Annotated in this window: 20 protein-coding genes and 1 pseudogene; 13 read left to right on the top strand and 8 right to left on the bottom strand. The window is 69.2% G+C overall.

Annotation, left to right across the window (positions count from 1 at the left end; translation table 11 throughout):
* Positions 1–20 precede the first annotated feature (20 nt).
* The gene (locus ACIBK0_RS17275) at positions 21–821 is read left to right on the top strand and encodes a CPBP family intramembrane glutamic endopeptidase (protein WP_189184553.1); all 801 of its coding nucleotides are present in this window, start codon (positions 21–23) and stop codon (positions 819–821) included.
* A gap of 99 nt (positions 822–920) precedes the next feature.
* On the opposite strand, the gene ACIBK0_RS17270 is transcribed toward ACIBK0_RS17275, so the two are convergent.
* A complete protein-coding gene (locus ACIBK0_RS17270; RefSeq protein ID WP_399080385.1) occupies positions 921–1,730 on the bottom strand; it encodes a PhzF family phenazine biosynthesis protein in 810 nt (269 codons plus the stop codon).
* 196 nt (positions 1,731–1,926) lie between these two features.
* On the opposite strand from ACIBK0_RS17270, the gene ACIBK0_RS17265 reads away from it, so the two are divergent.
* Positions 1,927–2,568 (top strand): PadR family transcriptional regulator, encoded by a 642-nt coding sequence (locus ACIBK0_RS17265; protein ID WP_399080383.1) that lies wholly within the window; start codon positions 1,927–1,929, stop codon positions 2,566–2,568.
* 109 nt (positions 2,569–2,677) lie between these two features.
* Here the strand turns inward: ACIBK0_RS17265 and ACIBK0_RS17260 are convergent, their stop codons facing one another.
* Positions 2,678–3,106, bottom strand: a complete 429-nt coding sequence (locus ACIBK0_RS17260; RefSeq protein WP_399080381.1) for an SRPBCC family protein — start codon at positions 3,104–3,106, stop codon at positions 2,678–2,680.
* Positions 3,107–3,294: 188 nt separating this feature from the next.
* Positions 3,295–3,474: pseudogene (locus ACIBK0_RS17255) on the bottom strand (hypothetical protein); the annotation flags it as partial.
* Positions 3,475–3,634: 160 nt separating this feature from the next.
* Here ACIBK0_RS17255 and ACIBK0_RS17250 point away from each other — a divergent pair.
* The 3 genes from ACIBK0_RS17250 to ACIBK0_RS17240 all read left to right on the top strand — a co-directional run bounded on the left by ACIBK0_RS17250 (position 3,635) and on the right by ACIBK0_RS17240 (position 6,650).
* On the top strand, positions 3,635–4,219 hold the full coding sequence (locus ACIBK0_RS17250; RefSeq protein WP_399080379.1) for a Clp protease N-terminal domain-containing protein: 585 nt from the start codon (positions 3,635–3,637) through the stop codon (positions 4,217–4,219).
* Between the two features lie 248 nt (positions 4,220–4,467).
* Positions 4,468–5,478 (top strand): EamA family transporter, encoded by a 1,011-nt coding sequence (locus tag ACIBK0_RS17245; RefSeq protein WP_399080444.1) that lies wholly within the window; start codon positions 4,468–4,470, stop codon positions 5,476–5,478.
* 203 nt (positions 5,479–5,681) lie between these two features.
* On the top strand, positions 5,682–6,650 hold the full coding sequence (locus ACIBK0_RS17240; protein WP_399080377.1) for a DMT family transporter: 969 nt from the start codon (positions 5,682–5,684) through the stop codon (positions 6,648–6,650).
* A 156-nt stretch (positions 6,651–6,806) separates the two neighbouring features.
* Here the strand turns inward: ACIBK0_RS17240 and ACIBK0_RS17235 are convergent, their stop codons facing one another.
* Positions 6,807–7,496: a pyridoxamine 5'-phosphate oxidase family protein gene (locus ACIBK0_RS17235; RefSeq protein WP_399080375.1), complete on the bottom strand. Its 690-nt coding sequence runs from the start codon at positions 7,494–7,496 to the stop codon at positions 6,807–6,809.
* 35 nt (positions 7,497–7,531) lie between these two features.
* Between ACIBK0_RS17235 and ACIBK0_RS17230 the strand changes: the two genes are divergently transcribed.
* Positions 7,532–8,863, top strand: coding sequence for an aminotransferase class I/II-fold pyridoxal phosphate-dependent enzyme (locus tag ACIBK0_RS17230; protein WP_399080373.1), 1,332 nt, complete (start codon positions 7,532–7,534; stop codon positions 8,861–8,863).
* Position 8,864: 1 nt separating this feature from the next.
* Here ACIBK0_RS17230 and ACIBK0_RS17225 read toward each other — a convergent pair whose 3' ends face one another.
* The gene (locus ACIBK0_RS17225) at positions 8,865–9,800 is read right to left on the bottom strand and encodes a DMT family transporter (protein WP_399080371.1); all 936 of its coding nucleotides are present in this window, start codon (positions 9,798–9,800) and stop codon (positions 8,865–8,867) included.
* A 74-nt stretch (positions 9,801–9,874) separates the two neighbouring features.
* Between ACIBK0_RS17225 and ACIBK0_RS17220 the strand changes: the two genes are divergently transcribed.
* The gene (locus ACIBK0_RS17220) at positions 9,875–10,777 is read left to right on the top strand and encodes a LysR family transcriptional regulator (protein ID WP_399080369.1); all 903 of its coding nucleotides are present in this window, start codon (positions 9,875–9,877) and stop codon (positions 10,775–10,777) included.
* Positions 10,778–10,829: 52 nt separating this feature from the next.
* On the opposite strand, the gene ACIBK0_RS17215 is transcribed toward ACIBK0_RS17220, so the two are convergent.
* A complete protein-coding gene (locus tag ACIBK0_RS17215) occupies positions 10,830–11,297 on the bottom strand; it encodes a pyridoxamine 5'-phosphate oxidase family protein (RefSeq protein WP_399080367.1) in 468 nt (155 codons plus the stop codon).
* Between the two features lie 144 nt (positions 11,298–11,441).
* On the opposite strand from ACIBK0_RS17215, the gene ACIBK0_RS17210 reads away from it, so the two are divergent.
* Positions 11,442–12,080, top strand: a complete 639-nt coding sequence (locus ACIBK0_RS17210; RefSeq protein WP_399080365.1) for a cysteine hydrolase — start codon at positions 11,442–11,444, stop codon at positions 12,078–12,080.
* A 111-nt stretch (positions 12,081–12,191) separates the two neighbouring features.
* Here the strand turns inward: ACIBK0_RS17210 and ACIBK0_RS17205 are convergent, their stop codons facing one another.
* Positions 12,192–12,668 carry a Rieske (2Fe-2S) protein gene (locus tag ACIBK0_RS17205; protein ID WP_399080362.1) on the bottom strand — a complete coding sequence of 159 codons (477 nt, stop codon included), beginning with the start codon at positions 12,666–12,668 and terminating at the stop codon, positions 12,192–12,194.
* Positions 12,669–12,866: 198 nt separating this feature from the next.
* On the opposite strand from ACIBK0_RS17205, the gene ACIBK0_RS17200 reads away from it, so the two are divergent.
* Positions 12,867–12,992 carry a hypothetical protein gene (locus tag ACIBK0_RS17200; protein ID WP_399080449.1) on the top strand — a complete coding sequence of 42 codons (126 nt, stop codon included), beginning with the start codon at positions 12,867–12,869 and terminating at the stop codon, positions 12,990–12,992.
* A gap of 218 nt (positions 12,993–13,210) precedes the next feature.
* Here the strand turns inward: ACIBK0_RS17200 and ACIBK0_RS17195 are convergent, their stop codons facing one another.
* Positions 13,211–15,775: a hypothetical protein gene (locus ACIBK0_RS17195; RefSeq protein WP_399080360.1), complete on the bottom strand. Its 2,565-nt coding sequence runs from the start codon at positions 15,773–15,775 to the stop codon at positions 13,211–13,213.
* A gap of 1,046 nt (positions 15,776–16,821) precedes the next feature.
* Between ACIBK0_RS17195 and ACIBK0_RS17190 the strand changes: the two genes are divergently transcribed.
* The 4 genes from ACIBK0_RS17190 (at position 16,822) to ACIBK0_RS17175 (ending at position 21,568) form a co-directional block, all read left to right on the top strand.
* Positions 16,822–18,780 carry a P-loop NTPase fold protein gene (locus ACIBK0_RS17190; RefSeq protein WP_399080358.1) on the top strand — a complete coding sequence of 653 codons (1,959 nt, stop codon included), beginning with the start codon at positions 16,822–16,824 and terminating at the stop codon, positions 18,778–18,780.
* A gap of 180 nt (positions 18,781–18,960) precedes the next feature.
* The gene (locus tag ACIBK0_RS17185) at positions 18,961–19,494 is read left to right on the top strand and encodes a hypothetical protein (RefSeq protein ID WP_399080356.1); all 534 of its coding nucleotides are present in this window, start codon (positions 18,961–18,963) and stop codon (positions 19,492–19,494) included.
* Positions 19,491–20,825: a Qat anti-phage system QueC-like protein QatC gene (gene qatC, locus ACIBK0_RS17180; protein WP_356047317.1), complete on the top strand. Its 1,335-nt coding sequence runs from the start codon at positions 19,491–19,493 to the stop codon at positions 20,823–20,825. Before ACIBK0_RS17185 ends, qatC begins: the two co-directional genes overlap by 4 nt.
* A gap of 5 nt (positions 20,826–20,830) precedes the next feature.
* Positions 20,831–21,568, top strand: a complete 738-nt coding sequence (locus ACIBK0_RS17175) for a TatD family hydrolase (RefSeq protein ID WP_399080442.1) — start codon at positions 20,831–20,833, stop codon at positions 21,566–21,568.
* Positions 21,569–21,660 lie beyond the last annotated feature (92 nt).

The following is a 21,660-nucleotide window of genomic DNA, read 5'->3' as shown; positions in this document are numbered from 1 at the left end:
TTACTCAACTGGAGGCGGGAGTGCAGGTGGAGGCGGGGTCGGTGGCCGATTCATTTCCGAAGGAGCGGCTGACACGACGGATTTTCCGGGACGAGACGCTGCTCGTCCTCGGTCTCTCGCTCGGTGCGAGCGGGGTGTCCGCGCTGATCAGCTTTGTCGGATCGGTCACCAAACCGGGGGGTCTGAAGGACCAGGCGGCCACCCTGAACGCCTCGGCCGCGCCGGGTCGACCTTGGCTTGATCTGGCCTGGCAGTTGTTCGGAATCGCGTCGGCTCTGGTGCCGGTCGCACTGGTCGCGCACTTCCTGCTGCGGGAGGGGCAGGGACTACGCGTGATCGGTTTCGACCGCACGCGGCCGTGGCCGGACCTCGGGCGCGGGGCGGTGATCGCGGCGGTCATCGGCAGCACCGGCATCGCCTTCTATCTGGCTGCCCGGGGCCTCGGCTTCAACCTCACCGTGGTGCCGGAGGCGCTGCCCGACGTGTGGTGGAAGTACCCGGTGCTGATCCTGTCGGCCGTGCAGAACGCCGTGCTGGAGGAGGTCATCGTCGTCGGCTATCTGCTGCGCCGGCTCGGGCAGTTGGGCTGGACGCCGGGCACCGCCCTGGTGGCGAGCTCGGTGCTGCGCGGCTCGTACCACCTCTACCAAGGCATCGGCGGCTTCGTCGGCAACATGGCGATGGGTGTGGTCTTCGTCTTCCTGTACCGGCGTTGGGGGCGGGTGGGACCGCTCGTGGTCGCGCACTCGCTGCTCGACATCGGGGCGTTCGTGGGCTACGCGCTGTTGGCCGGGAAGGTGGGGTGGCTGCCGACGGCGTGAGCGGTGTGAGCTGCGTGAGCAGGCCTCAGGGGGCGTACGACACTCTCGTACGCCCCCTGCTGTGTGCCGCGCCGCTCGTCGCGGGCGGCGCGGCGGACGCTATGCGAGCAGCTCTCCCTCGATGACCGTGACCGCGCGGCCGGTGAGCAGGGTGCGGTCGCCGCGCTGTTGCGTGCGGACGAGGCCGGAGCGCGGGGAGGCCTGCAGGCCGGTGAGATCGGGACGGCCGAGGCGCTCGGACCAGTAGGGGGCGAGGGCCGTGTGGGCGCTGCCGGTGACGGGGTCCTCGTCGATGCCGACGTTCGGGAAGAAACAGCGGGAGACGAAGTCGTAGCCCCGGGAGGGGTCTTCGGCGCGGGCGGTAGCGATGATGCCGCGCTCGGAGTAACGCGCGAGCGCCTTGTGGTCCGGGGTGAGGCCCAGGACCGTCTTCTCGTCGGCGACTTCGATCAGCAGGTCCCCGATGTTCGGGCCGGTGTCGAAGGCGCTGAGCGGTGCGGCGCCCAGCGCCTCGGCGACCCCGTCCGGGACCTCGACCGGGGTGAGCGGCGCGGTCGGGAAGTCCAGCGTGAGGGAACCGTCCTCGTGGGGCGTGGCGATGAGGACGCCGCTGAGTGTGGCGAACCGTACGGGTCCCTCGTGGGCGCCCGTGGCGTGCAGCACGTGCGCGGTGGCCAGCGTCGCGTGCCCGCACATCGCGACCTCGGTGGCAGGCGTGAACCAGCGCAGCGCCCAGTCGGCATCGCCGCCCTGGGGAAGGCGGTGGGCGAACGCCGTTTCGGCGTGGTTGACCTCTAGGGCCACGTTCTGGAGCCAGGCCTCCTCCGGGAACGAGTCGAGGAGGACGACACCGGCAGGGTTGCCGGAGAAGGGGCGGTCGGTGAAGGCGTCGACGATTCGAATCCGCATGGCGCGACGCTAGCCGCGGCGCAAAGCCGCTGGCCAAGGCCAATTCGGGGTGGCTGGCCCTGTTGTCGGCCCGCTCGGCCCGCCGAGTCGGATCCGGAGTCTCGGCGCTGCCCAGCCCTCGGGGGTTGTCACGCGAATGCTTCCGATATATCGTTGACGCATCGCGACTGATCAACGATGGAATGGAGTGATTGCGATGCGTTCCCGTGGAGAAGACTTCGGATACGAACACGGACATGGACACCACGGCGGACCCGGCCATCGAGGTCGGGGCGGTTTCGAGGGGCGGCGTGGGGCTTTCGGGCCTTTCGGGCCGGGCGGTCCCGGCTTCGGCGGTGGCCCTGGCTTCGGCCCGGGCCCCTGGGGTGGGCGCGGCGGCCGTGGCGGGCCCCGGGGGAGGGCGCGGCGCGGCGACGTGCGCGCATCGATCCTGGCCCTGCTCAAGGACCGGCCCATGCATGGTTACGAGATGATCCAGGAGATCGCCGAGCGCAGCGGCGGGGCGTGGAAGCCCAGCCCGGGTTCGGTCTACCCGACCCTCCAGCTGCTGGAGGACGAGGGCATGATCACCAGCGAGGCCGAGGGCGGCAAGAAGCTGTTCTCGCTCACCGAGTCGGGCCGCAGCGCGGCCGACGAGGGCCCCGAGGCGCCTTGGGAAGAGGCCGGACGCGGGGTCGACTGGGAGACGCTGCACGAGATCCGGCAGGCCGGCTTCGGCCTCATGGAGGCCTTCGGTCAGGTCTGGAAGACCGGCAGCAAGGACCAGCGCGACAAGGCGGTGGCGGTCATCAACGAAGCCCGCAAGAAGCTGTACCTGATCCTCGCCGACGAGGACTGACGGCGTGCTGTGGTACCTGACGGCGCCCCGCGGAAGCGTTTCCGTGGGGCGCCTTTCCGCGTACGGGACCGCGGGGTGCCGTTCCGGGTCGGGCGGCGGCGCGCGAGGCTCAGGTGACCAGTCCGGCCAGCTTGCGCAGCGACTCGTTGAGGGCGGCCGTCGCCGAGTCCTTGAGCTTGCCCGCCATCAGCGAGACGGCGGCGCCGGTGAACTCCCCGTCGATCCGGACGGACGTGGCGTCGCCGTCGGGGGTCAGGGTGTATCGCGTGGCGACGTTCACCGCCATCGGGCCCTTGCCCCGGATGGCCAGGGTGCGGGCGGTCTCCAGCTCCTCGATGGTCCAGTTGACCTCGGCCGGGAAGCCCATCAGCTTCATGTTCTCCTCGAAGGTGCCGCCGACCTCCAGTGACGCGGGGCCGCCCTTCGGGAAGCTGGTGTGGGTCGAGTTCCACTCGCCGTACGAGGAGAAGTCCGTGAGTTGCGCCCAGACCTTCTCGGCAGGCGCCTCTATGCGAGCTTCCGCGCTGACTTCGGCCATGCGACCACCTCTTCGTGTCGGGCTACGGTGTCGCGGAACGTAGCCCCAGGGCCCGGAACATTCAATACTGATGAACTGTCAGAAATTGTGCAGGTGACGGTGGGAGGGGGCGGTGCGGGGAGGCGGTGCCGGGCGAGGTGACGGTGGGAGGGGGCGGCGGGAGGTCGTGTCAACGGGGGGTCGGCCCCTCGTCCTATCACCGCCGCGTCGCACAGGTCCCACGTCCGTGGCTGGGCCCCTCCTCGTGGCAGTGCCACGCCTCCCCGAACAAGTCGGCGAGCAGCGCGTTCTCGGGGGCGTACACCCGATACACGTACTGCCTGCCGTGCGACCGCCGGCAGGGCCACCGGCCAGCACCTGCTCTCCATGCCCCGAGGGACGAACGCCGGAGCGGCGCGGTTGCTTGCGGGGCGCAGAGCAAGAGGGCGCGCGCCCCAGGGGGAAATCAGCGCGAAGTCATCCGTAAGGAGGAGAAGTCGCCCATGGATGCCCACCCTGTGTGGGACGTCAAAATGCTGCCAGCCGGGGATGACCCGGCTAGCAGAGACTGATGGGGTAGGGGTTGTGCCATCCCGTATTCCCCAGCAGCCGGCCGCCGAGAGCGGCCCGAACCGTACGGAAGTCATAGCCGGGCTCAGTGCCGAGCTGGCCGCGGTGGTCTCCGGTGCGCGCAGGAGGGCGCTGCGGGACGGGGACCGGCAGATCGACACGGCTCATCTGTTGCACTCACTGCTGGAGTCCGACCCCGAGGTGCGTGCCGTCTTCGACGGCGGGTCGCAGGTCGCCCGGCTGCTCGGCTACCTCGTGCAGCGCAGCATCGGCTACGGGCTGCGCTGGCAGAGCACGGTCGAGGACTCCGGTGCCCTGCCGGTGGTCGCCGAGGCGGGCTGGTCCCCGGTGGCGGCCGGTGCCATGGAGGGCGCGTACGAGCGCGCGGTACTGCGGGGCGACGAGCGGGCCCGCGGTCTCGATCTGCTCGCGGCAGTCGTCGCCGATCCCCAGTCGCGGGCGGTCGAGGTCCTCGGACGCGCGGGAGTCGACGCCCGCGCGCTGTTGGGGCGTATGGAGGCCGGGTTCGAGGAGTACGCCGCGCGGGGCGACGGCGGCTGCTGAATCCAGGGCGGGCAGCGGGCGGGGCTGAGTTCGGGGGAGCGCCAGGGGCTGGGCCCGGTGGAGAGCTGCTCGCTGAGTCCGGGAGAGCTGCTCGCTGAGTCCGGGAGAGTTGCCCGCTGATCCCGGTGAGAGCCACCCGCTGAGCCCGGATGAAGGCGGCAGACCTTCACGTCGAGTCGTCGCGTCCACGTCCAGTCGTTGAGACAGGTGTCATTGTGGGTGACGCTCATGTCATCGCCTGTCATCATGTGCCGGTGCATACGTCTCAGGGCAGTCAGGACAACCGCGGAAGGGGCGTCGGCCTGGGCCTCGCGCTCGCGTCGGCGGTCGCGTTCGGCGGATCGGGTGTCGCGGCCAAGCCGCTGATCGAGGCGGGTCTCGACCCGCTCCACGTGGTGTGGTTGCGCGTCGCGGGTGCCGCGCTGGTGATGCTGCCGCTGGCCGTACGCCACCGGGCGCTGGTGCGGCAGCGTCCCGCGCTGCTCGCCGGGTTCGGACTGCTCGGTGTGGCCGGCGTCCAGGCCTGCTACTTCGCCGCGATCTCCCGTATCCCCGTCGGCGTCGCACTGCTCGTCGAGTACCTCGCGCCCGCCCTCGTGCTCGGCTGGGTGCGCTTCGTGCAGCGCCGGCCCGTGACGCGCGCCGCCGCCCTCGGGGTCGTCCTTGCGGTCGGTGGGCTCGCCTGTGTGGTCGAGGTGTGGTCGGGGCTGAGCTTCGACGCCGTCGGCCTGGTCCTCGCGCTGGGTGCCGCCTGCTGTCAGGTCGGCTACTTCGTCCTGTCCGACCAGGGCAGCGAGGCGGGCGAGGCGGCGCCGGACCCGCTCGGCGTGATCGCGTACGGGCTGCTCGTCGGCGCGCTCGTGCTGACGGTCGTCGCCCGGCCCTGGACGATGGATTGGTCCGTGCTCGGGGGCAGCGCGGACATGAACGGGACGTCCGTCCTAGCCGCGCTGCTCCTCGGCTGGATCGTGCTGATCGCCACCGTCGTCGCGTACGGCACCGGAGTGCTCTCCGTGCGCAGGCTCTCTCCACAGGTCGCGGGTGTCGTGGCCTGCCTCGAAGCGGTGATCGCGACCGTTCTCGCCTGGGTGCTGCTCGGCGAGCATCTCTCGACACCGCAGATCGTCGGCGGATCGGTGGTGCTGCTCGGCGCGTTCATCGCGCAGTCGTCGGCGCCTGCGAAGCCGTCGGACGGTCCCGTCGCGCGCGGCGGGAGTGAGCTCGAACGGGAGTTGTCGGCTCACGGAACCGCACCGTAGGGTGCAGATCATGCCTTCCACGCTCGTTCTTCCGCCTCCGGCCGCCTGAGGCGGGCCGTCCGGAATCCCCGCCCGGCCATGAGCCGGGCGGAACGGTGCTGCCCGCAGAAGAAGTCCTAGGACCTTTCCGTACGCCCCTGCCCTTCGGCATGGGCTGCGACGTGGTCCCTTCCTGAACTTCTGCGTATCTGCGGAGAGAACACGTGTCGAACACTGCATCCGGCCTGCCCATTGGGCGAGGCCTCCTTTTTCTGATCGTCGCCGGTGCCGCATGGGGTACCGCGGGCGCCGCCGCGTCACTGGTCTACCGGGCCAGCGACATGGGGCCCATCGCCCTCTCCTTCTGGCGCTGCGCGGGCGGACTCGCGCTGCTCCTCGCCATGCGGCTGCGGCGCCGAGGACAGGTCACGCCCACCGTCCGTGAGCCGCTCGGTCGCAAGGCCCTGCGGATCGGCGGCACGGGTTTGGGGCTCGCCGTCTTCCAGACCGCCTACTTCGCGGCCGTCGGGGCGACCGGTCTCGCGGTGGCGACCGTCGTCACCCTGGGCGCCGGGCCCGTGCTCATCGCGCTCGGTGCGCGGCTGACGATGGGGGAGCGGCTGGGGCGCGGCGGGGGTGCTGCCGTGGCCGGGGCGCTCGCCGGGCTCGGAGTACTGGTGCTGGGCAGCGGGGGTGCGACCGTGCGCCCCTGGGGCGTCCTGCTCGCCGTCGTGTCCGCGGCCGGGTACTGCACGATGACGCTGCTCACCCGGTGGTGGGGGCGCGACGGCCGAGCCGACGGGTCCGGCACGACGGTGTGGGCGTTCGCCGTCACCACCGGGTGCCTGCTTCCCTTCGGCCTGGCCGAGGGACTGGTACCGCACGCCGCCCAACCGGTGCACGTCCTGGCCCTGTTGGTGTACATCGCCGCCATCCCCACGGCTCTGGCCTACGCCCTGTTCTTCGCGGGCGCGGCCGCCGTCCGTTCCGCGACCGTCTCCGTGATCATGCTCCTGGAGCCGGTGAGCGCGGCCGTGCTGGCCGTCGGTCTGCTCGGTGAACGCCTGACCGCGGCCACGTTCGCGGGCACCTTGCTGATGCTGGGCTCGGTCACGGGGCTCGCATTGGCGGAGGCACGGGGCGCGGGGGCCGACGGGCATACGGCACCCGAGAAGGAAGCGGCGCTCGTGTGACACGCGGGGCGCGGGTTCGCTCAGGCCTGCGCCCCTGGGCTCACTCAGGCAGGTGGTTTTCGCTCCCTGAATCGCGCTGACGCGCTCGCCCTCGAACGCCGGACGGGCTGAATGGCATCAGCCCGTCCGGCGTGAGAGGGGCACCGGATACCGGCATCACAGAATCGCCAGATAGTCGGGAAGCCCGACGCCGGGGGCCAGGTCGTCCGACGGGATCGGGGCGCCATACCCCTTGGCCAGCGGGAGCACTCCCGTCCAGTGGGGGAGCGAGAGGTCTTCGGGCTCGTCGTTCGGGCCGCCGGTGCGCAGCTTCGCGGAGACCTCGTTCAGGTCGAGGCGGATCACGGCGGTGGCGGCGAGTTCCTTGGCATTGGCGGGGCGCGAGTCGTGCGCGCGGCCGGGGACGACATGGTCGACCAGCGCGTCCAGGGCCTCGCGCTTCTCGTCCGGGTCCGTCACCTGGTGGGCGACGCCGTGCACCACCACAGAGCGGTAGTTGATCGAGTGGTGGAAGGCCGAGCGGGCCAGGACCAGGCCGTCGACGTGGGTCACGGTCAGGCAGACCGGCAGCCCGGGGTCGGCCTGGCCGGTCATCCGCAGCGGGCGCGAGCCCGTCGAGCCGTGCACGTAGAGGCGCTCGCCGACGCGTCCGTACAGCGTGGGCAGCACGACCGGCGCGCCGTCGCGGACGAAGCCGAGGTGGCAGACATATCCCTCGTCGAGTATCGCGTGCACCATCTCGTGGTCGTACGCGGCACGGTCCTTGGAGCGGGTGGGGACGGTGCGGTCGGTCGGGGCGTAGGCAGCGGGCTGCGTCGTCCCAGGCTGGGTGCTCGTCTCCGACATTGCTTTCTCCATTGCACTAGTGCATAATCTGCTTTGTGCTAGGAGAATATCGGATCGAAGGGCGTCGCGCAGTCGAGATTGCCGCGAGCGTCGAGCGCGCGGTGGGGTCGGGAGGCCTGGAGCCGGGTCAACTGCTGCCGCCGATGCGGGAGTTGGCCGAGCGGCTCGGCGTGAATCCGAATACGGTCGCCGCCGCCTATCGCACGCTGCGTGAGCGCGGGGTGATCGAGACCGCCGGCCGACGGGGCAGTCGGGTGCGCTCCAAGCCCGCCACCACGGGGCGCGAGTACATCCGGGTCGAGGTGCCGGAGGGGGCGCGGGACGTGGCCGACGGCAACCCCGATCGCGCGCTGCTGCCCGGTCTCGCCGAGGCATTCGCGGGGGCGGCAGCGTGGTCGGACGGCGAGCCCGTCATGTACGGGGAGGCAGCCGTCGAACCGGAGTTGGAACGGCTCGCGCGCGCCGACCTCGATGCGGACGGGGTACCCGACGGACCCGTCGTCGTCACCTCGGGATCGCTCGACGCCATTGAGCGCGTCCTCGCGGTCCATCTCAAACCCGGGGATGCCGTGGCCGTCGAGGACCCCGGCTGGGGCAGCCTGCTCGACCTCGCCCCGGCGCTCGGGCTGCGCACGGTGGGCGTCGGCGTCGACGACGAGGGCCCGCTCCCCGACGACGTACGCCGTGCGCTGGAGGCCGGGGCGCGGGCCCTGGTCGTCACCGACCGGGCGCAGAACCCGACCGGCGCCGCGGTGAGCGCCACGCGCGCGCGTGCCCTGCGGTCCGTGCTCGCGGCGTACCCGGAGACCCTGCTCATCGAGGACGACCACGGGCATCGGATCGTCGACCTGCCACTGCATCCTCTGGCCGGGGTCACGCACAGCTGGGCCCTCGTGCGCTCCGTCGCCAAGGCGTACGGCCCCGACCTGCGCCTCGCCGTCCTCACTGGGGACCCCGTCACGGTGGACCATGTGCACGGCCGGCAGCGGCTGGGGCCCGGCTGGGTGAGCCGTCTGCTCCAGCGGGCCGTCGTCCACCTGTGGACGTCGGGTGCCGTGGACGCCGAAGCGGTGGCGGCTGCGTACGGGCGGCGCCGCGAGGCGCTGATCGACGCACTGAAGGAGCGTGGCATCGAGGCGTACGGGCGCAGCGGGATGAACGTGTGGATCCCCGTCCCGGACGAGACGGGGGCGGTCGCACGGCTGCTGCACTCCGGCTGGGCGGTCGCGCCCGGAGCGCGCTTCCGGATGAGTGCGCCGCCGGCCGTCCGGATCACGGTCTCGACCCTCACCCCGCACGACATCGGGCCGCTGGCGGACGCCGTCGCCTCCGCCGTCGGCCCGGCGCCCGCACGTCGTTACATGTGAGTCAGCGGCGCGTCTTCGCCTGGGTGAGCGCCGCGCCCGCGAGGACGATCACCGCGCCGACCGGAGTCGACCAGGTGAGCGACTCGCCGAGGATCGCGACGCCCGCGGCGGTGGCTATCACCGGGATGAAGTACGTGACCATCTGGGCCGTCGTCGGGCCGACCTCGGCGACGATGCCGTACTGGACGAGCATGGCCAGGCCCGTGCCGAGGGCCCCCAGGGCGGCGATCGCGAGCAGCGGCACGACCGGGAAGCGGCCCGGCAGCGTGGTGAACAGCGGGGTCACGAACGCCAGTTGTGCGGTGGCCAGCAGCAGCTGAGCGCCGGTCATCGACAGGTGCGAGTGGCCGGTGCCGGCCAGGGTGCGACGGACGTAGATCCAGCCGATCGGGTAGCTCAGCGAGGCCAGCAGGGCCATTGCCGTGCCCGTGGCGTCCAGGCCGTGGAAGCCCTGCCAGACGCCGAGGACCGTGAGCACGCCCAGGAAGCCGATGCCGAGGCCGGCGACCCTGAGGCGGGTCGGCCGGTCCTCGGAGAGAGCGACCAGGGACAGGGCCATGCCCCACAGCGGCGAGGTCGCGTTGCAGATGCCCGCGAGCGTCGACGGGATGGTCAGCTCGGAGTAGGCGAAGAGCGAGAACGGCAGTGCGTTCAGCAGGAAGGCCGCGACCGCGAGATGCCCCCAGGTGCGCGCCCCGCGCGGCAGCCGCTCCCGCTTCACCACCATCGCCGCAGCGAGCACCGCGGTCCCGAACAGCAGCCGCCCGAACGTCACTTGGAACGGTGCGTAGCCCTCCGTGCCGACCTTGATGAGCAGAAAGCTGAAGCCCCAGATCAGGGAGAGGGCGCCGAAGCGGATCCGCCAGTCGAGGGCGGTGCGGCGGTGCGGAGTCGGGGTGGTGGCCGCGGGGGCGCGGCGGCTCGTGACGGTGCTCATGGACGTAACGATGAAGCCCAGGATCTCGTAGCACAAGCGAGATTTCTCGAGCGATATCTCGTAGCATTGCTTATATGTTGAATCTGGAGCGCCTACGTACCCTCGACGCCCTGGCCCGGCACGGTTCGGTGAGCGGCGCGGCCGAGGGCTTGCACGTGACGACGTCGGCCGTCTCCCAGCAGATGTCCAAGCTGGAGCGCGAGGTCGGGCAGCAGCTGCTCGCCAAGAACGGCAGGGGTGTGCGCCTCACCGACGCCGGACGGCTGCTCGCCGACCATGCCGCGCGGATCCTGTCCCAGGTCGAGCTCGCGCAGTCCGACCTGGAGGCGCAGCGCGGTCAGGTGGTGGGTGAGTTGCGGCTCTCGGCGTTCCCGACCGCCGCGCGCGGGCTCTTTCCCGCCGCGCTCGCCGCTCTGTGCGTCGATCACCCCGGGCTGCGGGTGCGCTCCTGCGAGCTGGAGCCGGAAGCCGGCGTAGCCGGGGTGGTACGTGGCGACCTCGACCTGGCGGTCGTGCTCGACTGGTACAACAAGCCGATGCCGCTGCCCGACGGCCTGGTGAAGGTGTCGATCCTCGACGACCCGGCCGATGTGGCGATGCCCGTCGGGCACCGGCTCGCGGACCGTGACGAGGTGGACCTCGGTGATTTCGCCGACGACGAGTGGATCACCTGGGGGGAGGGCGAGTTCTGCCATGAGTGGCTGATGTTCACGCTGCGCTCCAAGGGCGTCGAACCGCGCATCGGGCACCGCGCGGCGGAGACGCACACCCAACTCGGCCTGGTCGCCGCGGGGCTCGGGGTGTGCGTGGCTCCGCTGCTCGGGCGCCATCCGATGCCCGAGGGTGTCGTCACGGTGCCGGTGCGGCAGCGCGTGCGGCGCCATGTCTATGTCGTGTGGCGGGCCGACGCCGACCGTCGGCCCTCGATCAGGGCGGCGGTGGATGCTCTGCGTAGGGCCGGGGAAGGCGTCAAGTGAACTACAGCGTCAGCTGAGTTGACGGTTCTTCCGACTCGCGGGGCCAAATGCTCTACAGAGGAGGCAGTTTCCGGAAGTCCCACGAAGCGATCGCCTCCGGAGTCAGCCGCGCCCAGGCATGGCGGCCGTCGTGCGGCATCTCCTCCAGACCGAAGTTCTTGCGCGCGAACAGGGTCTCCGGGACGTCGAGTTCGGCGCACAGCTCCCCGATGCGCGGGACCTCCCCCACGAACTCCACGGTGCCGGACAGCTCGACGCCGCGCAGTTCCCCGTACTCCTCGCCCGAGTCGATCACCACGGCGACGCGCGGGTCGCGGCGCAGCTCCGCCCAGCGCTTGCTGCGCACCACGGAGTACAGCCACAACGAGGTCCCGTCCCAGGCGAACCAGAGGGCGCTCACGTGCGGTGCACCGTCCTTCGACACGGTCGCGACGCGGCAGGTGCGCTGGGTGGTGAGGAACTCGTCGAGTTCGCCGGGAGTCATCATGATCTTCCGGCCCCTGCGCTGAGTGACAGCCATGCGGTCCCCTCTTCTTCCGCGTCGGCCCTCGTCCGAGCCGACAGAGATCCTCTGACATCACGTCAGAAAAGCATGGGCCGTCTTCCGTCCCCACGCAATGGTCGTTACGCTCGCCCGCTCCGACCTCCGACGACAAGGGGAGCCATGCCGTCGTACGAACAGCTCAGTCAACTCCTCGACCCCGCCACCACGGTGCTGCTCACCGTGGAGTGCCAGCAGGGTGTCGTGGGCCAGGACAGCGCGCTGCCCGAACTCGCCAAGGAGGCACGGTCGTCGGGGGTGCTCGCCAACGTCGCCCGGCTGGTGGCCGCCGCGCACGAGAGCGGGGTGCAGGTCGTCCACGCGATCGCCGAGCGGCGCCCGGACGGCCGGGGCGCCAACCGCAACGCCCGGCTGTTCCGCGCGGCCGAGCGGCTGCCCGTGCAGCAGCTGACGGGGACCACGGCCGTGCGGATCGTGCCGCCCATCGAGGTCGCCGAGGAGGACTTCGTCGTACGCCGGCTGCACGGCCTCTCGCCGATCGCGGGCACCGACGTCGATCCGCTGCTGCGCAACCTGGGCTGCCGCACCCTCGTGGTGACCGGTGTCTCGGCCAACGTGGCCATCCCCAATACCGTGTTCGACGCCGTGAACCGTGGCTACACCGCCGTCGTGCCCGCGGACGCCATCGCGGGGGTGCCCTCCGACTACACCCCCGCGATGATCCGCAACACGCTCGCCCTGGTCGCCACCATCACCGCGACCGACGACGTGCTGACCTGCTTCAAGCGACCACGCCGCTGAAGTCCCCAGGGGCCACGCGAACTTGACCGCTGAAGTCTCCGGAAGCAGCGCGAGCTCGACTGCTGAAGTCCCCAGGGGCCGCGCGAGCCCGACCGCTGATGTCCCCAGCGATCACGCCAACGTGATCGAGTCGCCGTCGACGGTGATCTTGGCGGCGGCCAGCGCGCTCGTCGCGGGCCCCTTCTTCACGCTGCCGTCGGTGGCGGAGAACTGGCTGCCGTGGCAGGGGCAGTTGATGACGCCGTTCGAGATGTCCTTCACCGCACAGCCCTGGTGGGTGCACTTGGAGGAGAAGGCCTTGAACGTCCCCGCGGTCGGTTGGGTGACCACCACACCCTGGTCGGCGAAGACCTTGCCGCCGCCCTCGGGGATGTCGGTGGTCTTGGCGAGGACATTGGCTCCGGCGTTCCCGGCCGCGGCGTTGTCACCGCCTCCGGAGCCGCCCCCGCTCACCTCGGTGGAACCGGACGACTTCTTGTCGTCCGACCCGCACGCGGTCAGCGCGACGGCGAGCCCCGCCGCGCCGACGGCCGCCACAACGGTGCGGCGGGCCGGAGCCGAGACGGGCTGAAGCGATTCGCTGGTCATGCTGACTTTCCCTTCAACGAACGTGAGGCTGATCCGTAAAGGAGTACGGCCTGCCCGTGCACCCTGTTCAGGGGGTTGGAGACTTCTTGGCCAAATCGACAGCAGGTCGACAGCACGTTCGCCCCCCGCCGGATCCGGGCGCGGGGGGCGGCCACGGGCAGCGTCCGTCGGCCGTGGTCGCCCCAGTAGCCTGGGGCGATGCTCAAGGAAGTCATCGCGACCCGCTACATCACGCCCCTGCGTGAGGGCGGCTCGCTGCCGGGACTCGTCGAGGCCGACGATCTCGGGACGTACGTCATGAAGTTGTCTAACGGGCAGCACTGACCTGCGGTGATGGCGTCACTATGGCCTCTGACCTGCGCGGATTATTCTTTCGCGGCCTTTCAGGATCTTGCCGTGTTGCGCAGCCGATTCTCCCCACGCGCTCCCCAGCGCCGTCTAAACTCCCCAGATTCTCCCCAGCGGAGGCCCGCCTTGAGGGTGGGGCGACGCGTGGTATTCGGTCCGTCGTGCCAGCCGCAGGGGCTACGCCGAGTGACCGTTCAATCGTAGAAGTTGATCGTCTCGTCCAGCCAGCCAACTGCCTTCAAGTCGCGGACCAGCCAGCTGTATGCGAGGTTCGTGGCCTGGCGCTCAAGGCCGGTCGAGAGCTGATGCTGGTGCACGGCCGGGAGGCGGAAAACAGATGAGTGGACGGCACGGACCTGCTGCCAGATGTCGTTCGGAACGTCCGGATCTTCGGCGAGTCCCATGTCGACTGCCGGGGTATCGCGATCGCCGGAAGAGGCGTCGCGGTGCACGGCGAATACGACGGTGGCGGACCATGATTGGGTGTCGTCCGGCCGCGGCATGATGACGATACCTTTGCCCCGGACAGGGAAGATGCCGTATAGGCCGAGTGCCGCTCCGAACCGCGGAAAGTTGGTCTCGACCAGTTCGCGGTACCCAATGAGGGCGTCCCGCAGCACGTCGGCCGTGATGGACCGGGTCAGCTGGGGCGAGTAGGTCTGCCAGAAGTAGCGCGGATTGCCGTCGGTCAGGTCAGGTGCGGGGCGGGGGGCCTCCAGAAGGTCACCATGGACGTGCTGCAGTTGTGATTCGAGCCAGCGGACATCATCCGAGTCAAAGGGCTGACTTCCACCACGCTGCCACGTCGACCGGACGGTGTTCGCCGCGTGGGCTACGAGACGGTCCACTTCAGCGCGCAGGTCGTCCAATGGGATCTGCCGGGCGGGTCTGCTGCCGTGTCGGTTCTCCATGATCAGTCGTGCGAGGAACCAGACACGCTCGGTCGCGAGGGGCGAAGCGGGTGGGACGGGCAGCGTGCGTTGGCGTAGGCGGCGGGTCAGGGGGTCGCGGAGCCGGTCGCGGGTCCATTTCCACCGCGCGAGATCCTGACGGGGCCTGTCGAAGAGGCTGATGTCGTGAAAGTGCCGACGCCACTGCCCAGTGCCGAATTCGAGGTCGCCTCGTAGGAACACGTCTTCATCCAGTACGCCGTCACGGGCGTGCCCGATGATCAGTGCTTCCTCCGTCGCCAGCCGCACGCCCCAGGGGGCGAGCTGTCCGTGATGGTGTGGTGCGAGGTGCGGCCCCAATGTGCCGAGGCCGTGGAGCCAGGCGAGCATCGCCTCCCGGAGTCGGAGCCCGAGGACTACTGCCGGTTCCTGGTCGTCTCCGCTAGTCAGGTTGGTCCTGACGGCGGGCCGACGCGCTGGCGACTGCAGGTGCGCGCGCCGCGTCGTTTGGTCTTCCGCCTCTTCCAGTACCCATGACGCGGCTGCAGGGTTCGTGCGGGCCATGCGAAGTATCAGTTCCTCGACGACCTCGTACGTCGCGCCCTCGACGGCGAATGCGAGCGCGTAGCGCCAGCGAGGAAACTGATCCGGTCCGGCGGCGGATTCGATCGATGTGTGACCGTCCTGGAGCGCCTGCGCGGCGAAGTGCTGCTCGAACAGGGGGAGTGCGAATCTCAGGAGTCCCCTGTCGTGGACGACGAGACCAGTCTCCTCCAGTTCCCAGATGACATGGCGGCGGGCGAACGAATCGGCAGCGACTGCTCCATCAGCGTCCAGGACGCATGCGGCCAGGCGGGGCAGGCTCTCCCACACCTGTGGTGAAGCCCGCGGGCGTTCACGCTGCAGGATGGACGCTGCCAGCCCTGACAGCAGCTCATGCGTGGAAACGCGGCCGTCCCGGCCCGCGCGCAGCCACGTGGCCAGGGCGTGGACTTGCAGGGGACTGGTGAGCAACTGCTGTACCTCGTACACCTCCAGGGTCCGAAAGTGGTATTCGTCGGTCACCGCTCGCAAGAGATCCAGTCCTCTTTCAGGCGACCAGGGTTCCACGTCAATGCGTTCGCCCTCGTCCACCGTGCCCGCTCCTGGGCGGGTCGTCGCGAGCACGCTCACCAGCGGCCAGGTCAGTACCAGGCGGCGGGCCTCGTCAAGGAGCCGGTCGGCCTGCTGGGGGCTGACTGCGTCGAGGTTGTCCACGACGACCCGGCACTCACGCAGCGGGTCGCCGCCCATGGCGTTCTGAAGCGCGGAGGTCAGTGTCGCCGGGATGTCCCGTGCTTCCAGCCATACCGGAATTTCGACGTCGGCATCTCTCCACGCTGCCGTCAGACCTTCGCTCCACCACTGCTCGGCCTTCTCGCTCTTGCCGGCCCCCATGGGCGCGACGAGCACCCGCAACGCCCCCTGAGGCACTTCGACTTCCGGGGTGGCTTGCCGTGCCTTCCAGGCGAGCGCAGCCTCGACGCGGTCGGCCGGAGTGCTTCGCAGGCGGACCTTGCTGCGAGCCAGGCAGCCCTTGGACGCCAGCACCAAAGCTTCCGCGCGCGACCGTGAGCGGGCCGAGAACGGCAGCACGGCGGTGAGCCGCTCTATGAGGTCGTCGGAGGTGAAGGAAGCTTCGGCGACCTCTGCCGCCTCGGCATCGGTGAGAGCCAGATGCCGCGCCTTGGAGTGCGCCTCTACCTGAACTTGCTTCCACTCGCGCAGAACCTCTGCCGGATAGTGCTCGGGCGTGATGTCGATCTCGGAGGCGTGCCGCTCGCACAGAAGGATCAAGTTGTCGAAGGCTCGGTTGGCTTCCCTGCTCATGGCTGGTGCCCACCGAGGTCCGCCTTCGCTCCGTGCATGGATGTGAGCCACCCGGCTGTTGAGTACACGCTTGCCGGTGGACGTACTGTCCCGGTACAGCGGCTCACGGCAGTCCGGAATGCCACACGCCAAAGCCGTTGCGTACAGCTCCTTGATGGTCGCATCGGTCGGTACAGGGTGATGAACGGAAGGACGGGGGACTTCAGCACTCACGTGACCAGTTTGACGGGTTGCTCAGTCATAGAGGGCTGGGAAGGGGGAGTTCTTGGCTCGATGCGTTTCCGATGACGCATCATGTGGAGTGCGTCGCCATCCTCGAACCGGCCGCGAAGGGCTCCTGACCTGCGGTTTTGCCCGTGCGCATTATGTGCGATGTGGGCGTTACGGGCGATATCTTGACGCTGAAATGACGCTCGTGACGCTCATTTGACGCTCGTTCTGATGGGGTGTCAGGGGGTTCTGGAGGCAGGTCAGGGCACGTTCTGCGGAGACCGAGGACAGTGTTGGAGAACAGCAGCAGCGCGCGGGTGCCATCCTGGGAATGGACGGGCGAGCCCAATGACCTGCCGAGATGTGCGGCCGCGATCGTGCTGCTCTGGCCAGCATGGATGATCTTTCGGTTGTTTCACGCTCGTGCCCGTTGAGGGTGCCGGAAGTTCCAGAGGAGTCCCAGGAGACTCCTGAGTCAGGCGAGCGATCTTTCCTCTCTGTGCCGGTGCCGGTCCGTGTGGTCAGCCCGGGGTCGCACAGTTGGCCGTACACGGAGAAGGCTGCCGGAGCGGTGGGGCGAGCCGCGTGGCTACACCGGCGACGAGCTGGTGGGGTCCCATCTTCGTCTGCGAGGCAGCTGAAGCGCCGATTCTGCGGTGCTGCGCCCTGACACCGGTGCCGAGAGATGAACTTCGAACCGAATCGCCACGGCGCGAGGTCCCGAGCGACCAGGGTGACGACGTATATCACCGAACCGGGTCCCATTTCGGCCAGTCGCCCTTATGATCACGCAAACGCGCGGTCGGGGCCCATGCGGTACGTGGGTGGGAGGCGTCATGTGGTCGGACAGCGAGACGGATCTGGACCTGCTCGGTTTCGATTTCCTCGTGGACGAAATGGTCGTCGCACTCACCCAGCCACGGCTGCTACCGCTGACGATGGGGGTCACTGGTGGTTGGGGATCCGGCAAGAGCAGCCTGCTGAAGATCGTTGCAGCTGAGCTCGCGGGCCTTCCGGACGATGAGACCGGACACTTTGTCGTCGTCTCCTTCAGCCCGTGGCAATACGAAGGGTACGAGGACATCAAGGCCGCTCTGACGGAGGCGGTCCTGGCGCGACTTCAGCAGGAGGTCGAGGCCGATGGCCCGCAGGCCGAGCGGGTGGGACGCCTCAGACGCATGGCCACGAGCTTGCGCCGGCCGGTCCGGATGCTGGTCGGCACGGCTCTCCCCGCCGGTGCCGCAATAGCCGCCGGCGCTGTGGAGCCTGCCCTAGCGGATACAGCGTCCATGTTCGCTCAGGGCATGGTCGGCTCGATGGAATCGTCCCAGGACTCCGCCGGGGATAGTTCGGACGAGGAACCCCAGCCCGTAGCGGCGGGCGCGTTCCGGCAGCAGTTCGCTGAACTGATGGAGTCCCTGCACGAGGTCCGGGCCGTGATTGTGATGATCGACGACTTGGACCGGTGCCTGCCGCATACCGTCGTGGACACTTTCGAAGCTATCCGACTCTTCCTGAACGTCGACAAGAGTGCGTTCGTCATCGCTGCCCACGCCGAGGTCGTCCAGGCCGCCATCGACCAGCGCTACCCAGGGCTGAGGCGTTCCGGGACATCCGGACTTGGGGCGGAGTACCTGGAGAAGATGCTTCAGGTGGAGATCAACATTCCGGCGCTCTCCGCGCCGGAGGCCGAAACCTATATGCACCTGCTCCTGTCCGAACTGCATCTGTCGCAGGATCAGTTCACAGCAGTGAAGGCGGCGGTTGACCAGCGTCGGCGCGGCAGCGCGCTCGGAGTGGCCTTGAACGTCGGCATGGCAGCGGACAGTTTGGGGCCCGAGATGCCGCCCGAGCTGTATCAGGACATGATGTGGGCCGCAGCCGTCGCGCCGGTCCTCGGAAGTGGTTTGAGGGGTAACCCCCGCCAGATCAAGCGGTTCCTGAACACCTTGAAGTTGCGTCTGGCCGGCGCCGAGCGGCGCGGTACGACGTTGGATGCAGCGGTCCTCGCCAAGCTCATGGTGTTGGAGACGCAGTACCTGAGCGATTTCCAGAGGCTCTTCGACTGGCAGTCCGCCGGGCCGGTGAGTGGCAGAGGGGACTGGCTTGCCGCAGCCGAACAGCGCTCCCGAGGTACAGGGGTGGACGAGGCCGATCCCGCCCCGAACGAGGCGCCCGAGGCGCCTTCTGCTTCCGGGGCCCGTGATGGTGGGCGAGGCGCGGCCCGGCGCCCGTCGAGCCGGGAGATGGCCCCCGCAGGCGGTTTGGATGAGGAGGTGCGTACCTGGGCCGAGCAGCTTCACATCGACGCTTGGCTCAGGATGGAGCCCGCACTAGGTGGGAAGGATCTCGGTCCGTACTTCACTTTCGCACGGGCCAAACTGACGCTCGGCGCCAACACGGCCCTCCTGTCGGCCCACATCCAGGAATTGCTCGGGCGCCTTCAGTCTGACGTGGCTTCGCGGCGTCGCGCAGCGGTGAGGCAGGCGGCGGAGAGCGTCGCTTCGGCGGACCTTCCGACGCTCGTGGACCACCTTCTGCAGGCGGTCATGCACGATCCCGCCGGTGCGGCCACGGACGGGGTGGCGGAATTGTGCGAGCGCATCCCCGCCATTGCACCGGTTGTGTGTGAACGACTCAGAGTCATCCCGTTCGAGATCCTCCGGCCGAAGATCACCACTCTGGTCCGTCGGCTTCCGGAAGCCGACCCCACCGTCAGTGCCCTTTTGGACGGGTGGGAGGCCAACCCGTCTGGGGGTTTCGTCAGGGCGGCTCGTCAGCGAGGACGGCACTGAGTGGGAACTTCCACGGACCGTACGAGTGGCTCCGGCGGGGCTTGGACGCCGCTGAAACACGCCGCAACTGCCTACACACGTGACCTCAGCAGCGGGTCCGTGCCACGAAGCCGAGCCGCAGTGGTCCTCGCTCGTCATGTGCCGGTCTTGGGTGGGGCGGCTGCCGCCTCGGCCGGCGCCATGGCCGGCCGCACCACGGCACAGCGGCTGGGCGGTCTGCTGGCAGGGGTAGCCTCGGGGGGCCTGGGTGAGGCGCTGCGGCAAGCGTCCCTGGGTGATCTGATCGGACGTGACCGGTTCGAGGTCGTGGACGAACTGGTGACACAACTGGCCGGGGCTGGGGGCGACCTGGACGGCCAAGCGGCTCGGGACGCGGTATGCGATGTGCTGGACGAGCTGTTCGGAGACGCCGATTCCTGGGACGAGCTGGAGAACGAGGCAACCACGCGGAACGACGTGGTACGACTCCTCGAACTGTTCTTGACGCACTACATCTACAACAGGGTGCCAGTGGTGGCAGAACGATTGGGCACGATCGCCGACCCCGAGGCGGCTCGCCGCGCGGACCGGCAGATGCGCCAGGTCATCGAGGACTGTGTGGCCATCAGACTGCCTGAGAACGCGTTGAGTATGGACTGGTCGGGGCCGGATGGGCGCGCAGTCGTCGAGGGTGCGCTGGAGCTGGCCTACCAAGCATTGGAAGGACTGGCATGACACAGTTCACGGTGCGTACCGAGCAGTTTGAGGACCCGGGCCCGCCGAGTGGACTCCTACTCGACTTCATGCCCGGCCTGCCGGGTTCCACGGTGCAGGCCGGTCGAGGGTTCTTCCGGTCCTTCGTGCCCACCCGGCAGGCGGCAGACCTGATGGTCATGGCGTTCGGTGCCTATGTCGCGGACCGAGTGAGCGAGCGTAGTCGAACCGACGACGCGTGGACACGGGACCTCGCCCTCGGGTTTCCAGTACATAACGCTGCCAGCTGGCCAACCGAAACCGGACAGGACATGTTGCGCTTCCTAACCGGCGACCGATGGACCCTGCACCCGCGCACCCAACACGCTCCGCCGTTGGCACCGGACTCGGACGGTCAGGGCCAGATCACCGCAGACGGTGTGTGTCTGTTCTCGGGTGGCCTTGACTCCCTGTGCGGCGTGATCGACCTTTTGGAGGAAGCTCCTGAGAGGCGCCTGTGCCTGCTCTCGCACTACGAAGGCGGGCAGACCTCTGCGGCCCAGACCCGGCTATTCCGCCGGCTGCAGGCCCATTACGGGCAGCGCGTGATCTCTCTGCGCCTGTTCCTGCGGCCCGGACCCGCCCAACCGGTCCAGGCCAGACCTTTGCCCCCTGGCCGCGAGACCACCACACGGTCACGGTCCCTGATGTTCCTGTGCACCGCCCTCGCGGTCGCCTCCTCTATTGGCCCGCACGTCCCGGTCTATCTGCCTGAGAACGGTTACATCGGCGTCAACGTGCCCCTGACCCGTGCACGGTCCGGCAGCTTCAGTACCCGTACCACCCATCCGCACTACCTAGCACTCCTCGAGCAGGCCAAGCAGGCGATTGGTGTGCCCAACCCTCTCGTCAATCCCTACCGGCTGAGGACGAAGGGCGAGATGCTCACCGGTAACCGCAACCGGGCTCTCCTGAGCGAACTCGCGCCCAGGAGCATCTCCTGCTCCCACCCCGAGGTGGCCCGCTACGCCAAGCGGGCGCAAGGCAATTGCGGCTACTGCTTTCCGTGTTTGATCCGCCGGGCATCGATGGCGCAAGCCGGATGGGACCGGGCTGAGCAGTACGCCTGGGACGCGCTCACCGACCCCGAACTGCTCGATCCTGAGTCGGGACGCAGCTCCGATTTGCGTGCCGTGCTGGCCGGCACCCGTCCCGGCCGTCCCACCACCGACATCCTGCGCAACGGGCCCTTGCCCCGCGACGAGCGCCGCGCGTACATCGAAGTCTGGCGCCGGGGCAGTACCGAGGTCCGAACCTGGATCACAGCAGGTGCTCATGGGCAGCTCGCACAGCTACTGGAGCACACTTCGTGAACCGAATGCTAGACACCCACTGCCACTTGACGGGCTACAAAGACCCCGCCGAAGTCCTGCGCGAAGCCGCCGACGCCTCGGTCGACATCGTGGCCGTCACCGAGGACCCCGGAGAGTACCGGGTGATGCGGACCCGGCTCGGCCGACGGCCGGGTGTTCACACCGCGCTGGGCATGCACCCGCTCCGAGCCCACAGCTTCACGCCAGCCGACCTGGCCCGCTTCCTGCGCATGCTGCCCGAGGCTACTTGGATTGGCGAGATCGGCCTGGACTACTCACCCGCCGGACGCACCACGCGCCGCGCCCAACTGAGGATCCTCGAGGCCATCCTGGCAGATCCCCGCGCCCTGTCGGTGCCCATGACGGTCCACAGCCGCGGTGCCGAAGTGGACACCATCACCCGCCTCGCGCAAAGCGGCGCCACCGCTGCGATCCTGCACTGGTACACAGGCCCCGCAAACCTGGTGGACGACGCCCTGGCAGCCGGACTGTGGTTTTCCGTAAATCCCGCCATGTGCCACTCGGCCAAGGCCCGCCAGGTGATCGACGCGCTCCCCGTTGACCGCGTCATGTTGGAGACCGACGGCCCGTTTGCCAGACACCGAGGGCGGCCAGCCCGCCCCTCAGACCTGTCGGCCGTCATCGCCCACCTCGCTGCGCGATGGGCCCTCGCTCCCGAAGATGTCGTCTGCCGACTCCAGGCCAACCGGCTGCAGCTCCTGGAGAGGGGTGAAGACACGTAGGTTCAGGGTGTGAAGCGGAGAGCCGGCGTGGGCTTCCGCCCCCTTCCGACAGCCCCAGCCGAGCTTCCTGGCAGAGTCTGCCCTTCCGAGCG

Origin of the sequence: Streptomyces sp. NPDC050564 (assembly GCF_044457265.1) — a bacterium.
Taxonomy (GTDB): Bacteria; Actinomycetota; Actinomycetes; order Streptomycetales; family Streptomycetaceae; genus Streptomyces.
Note: the sequence above shows the minus strand (reverse complement) of the source record. Positions and strands in the feature narration are given on the sequence as shown.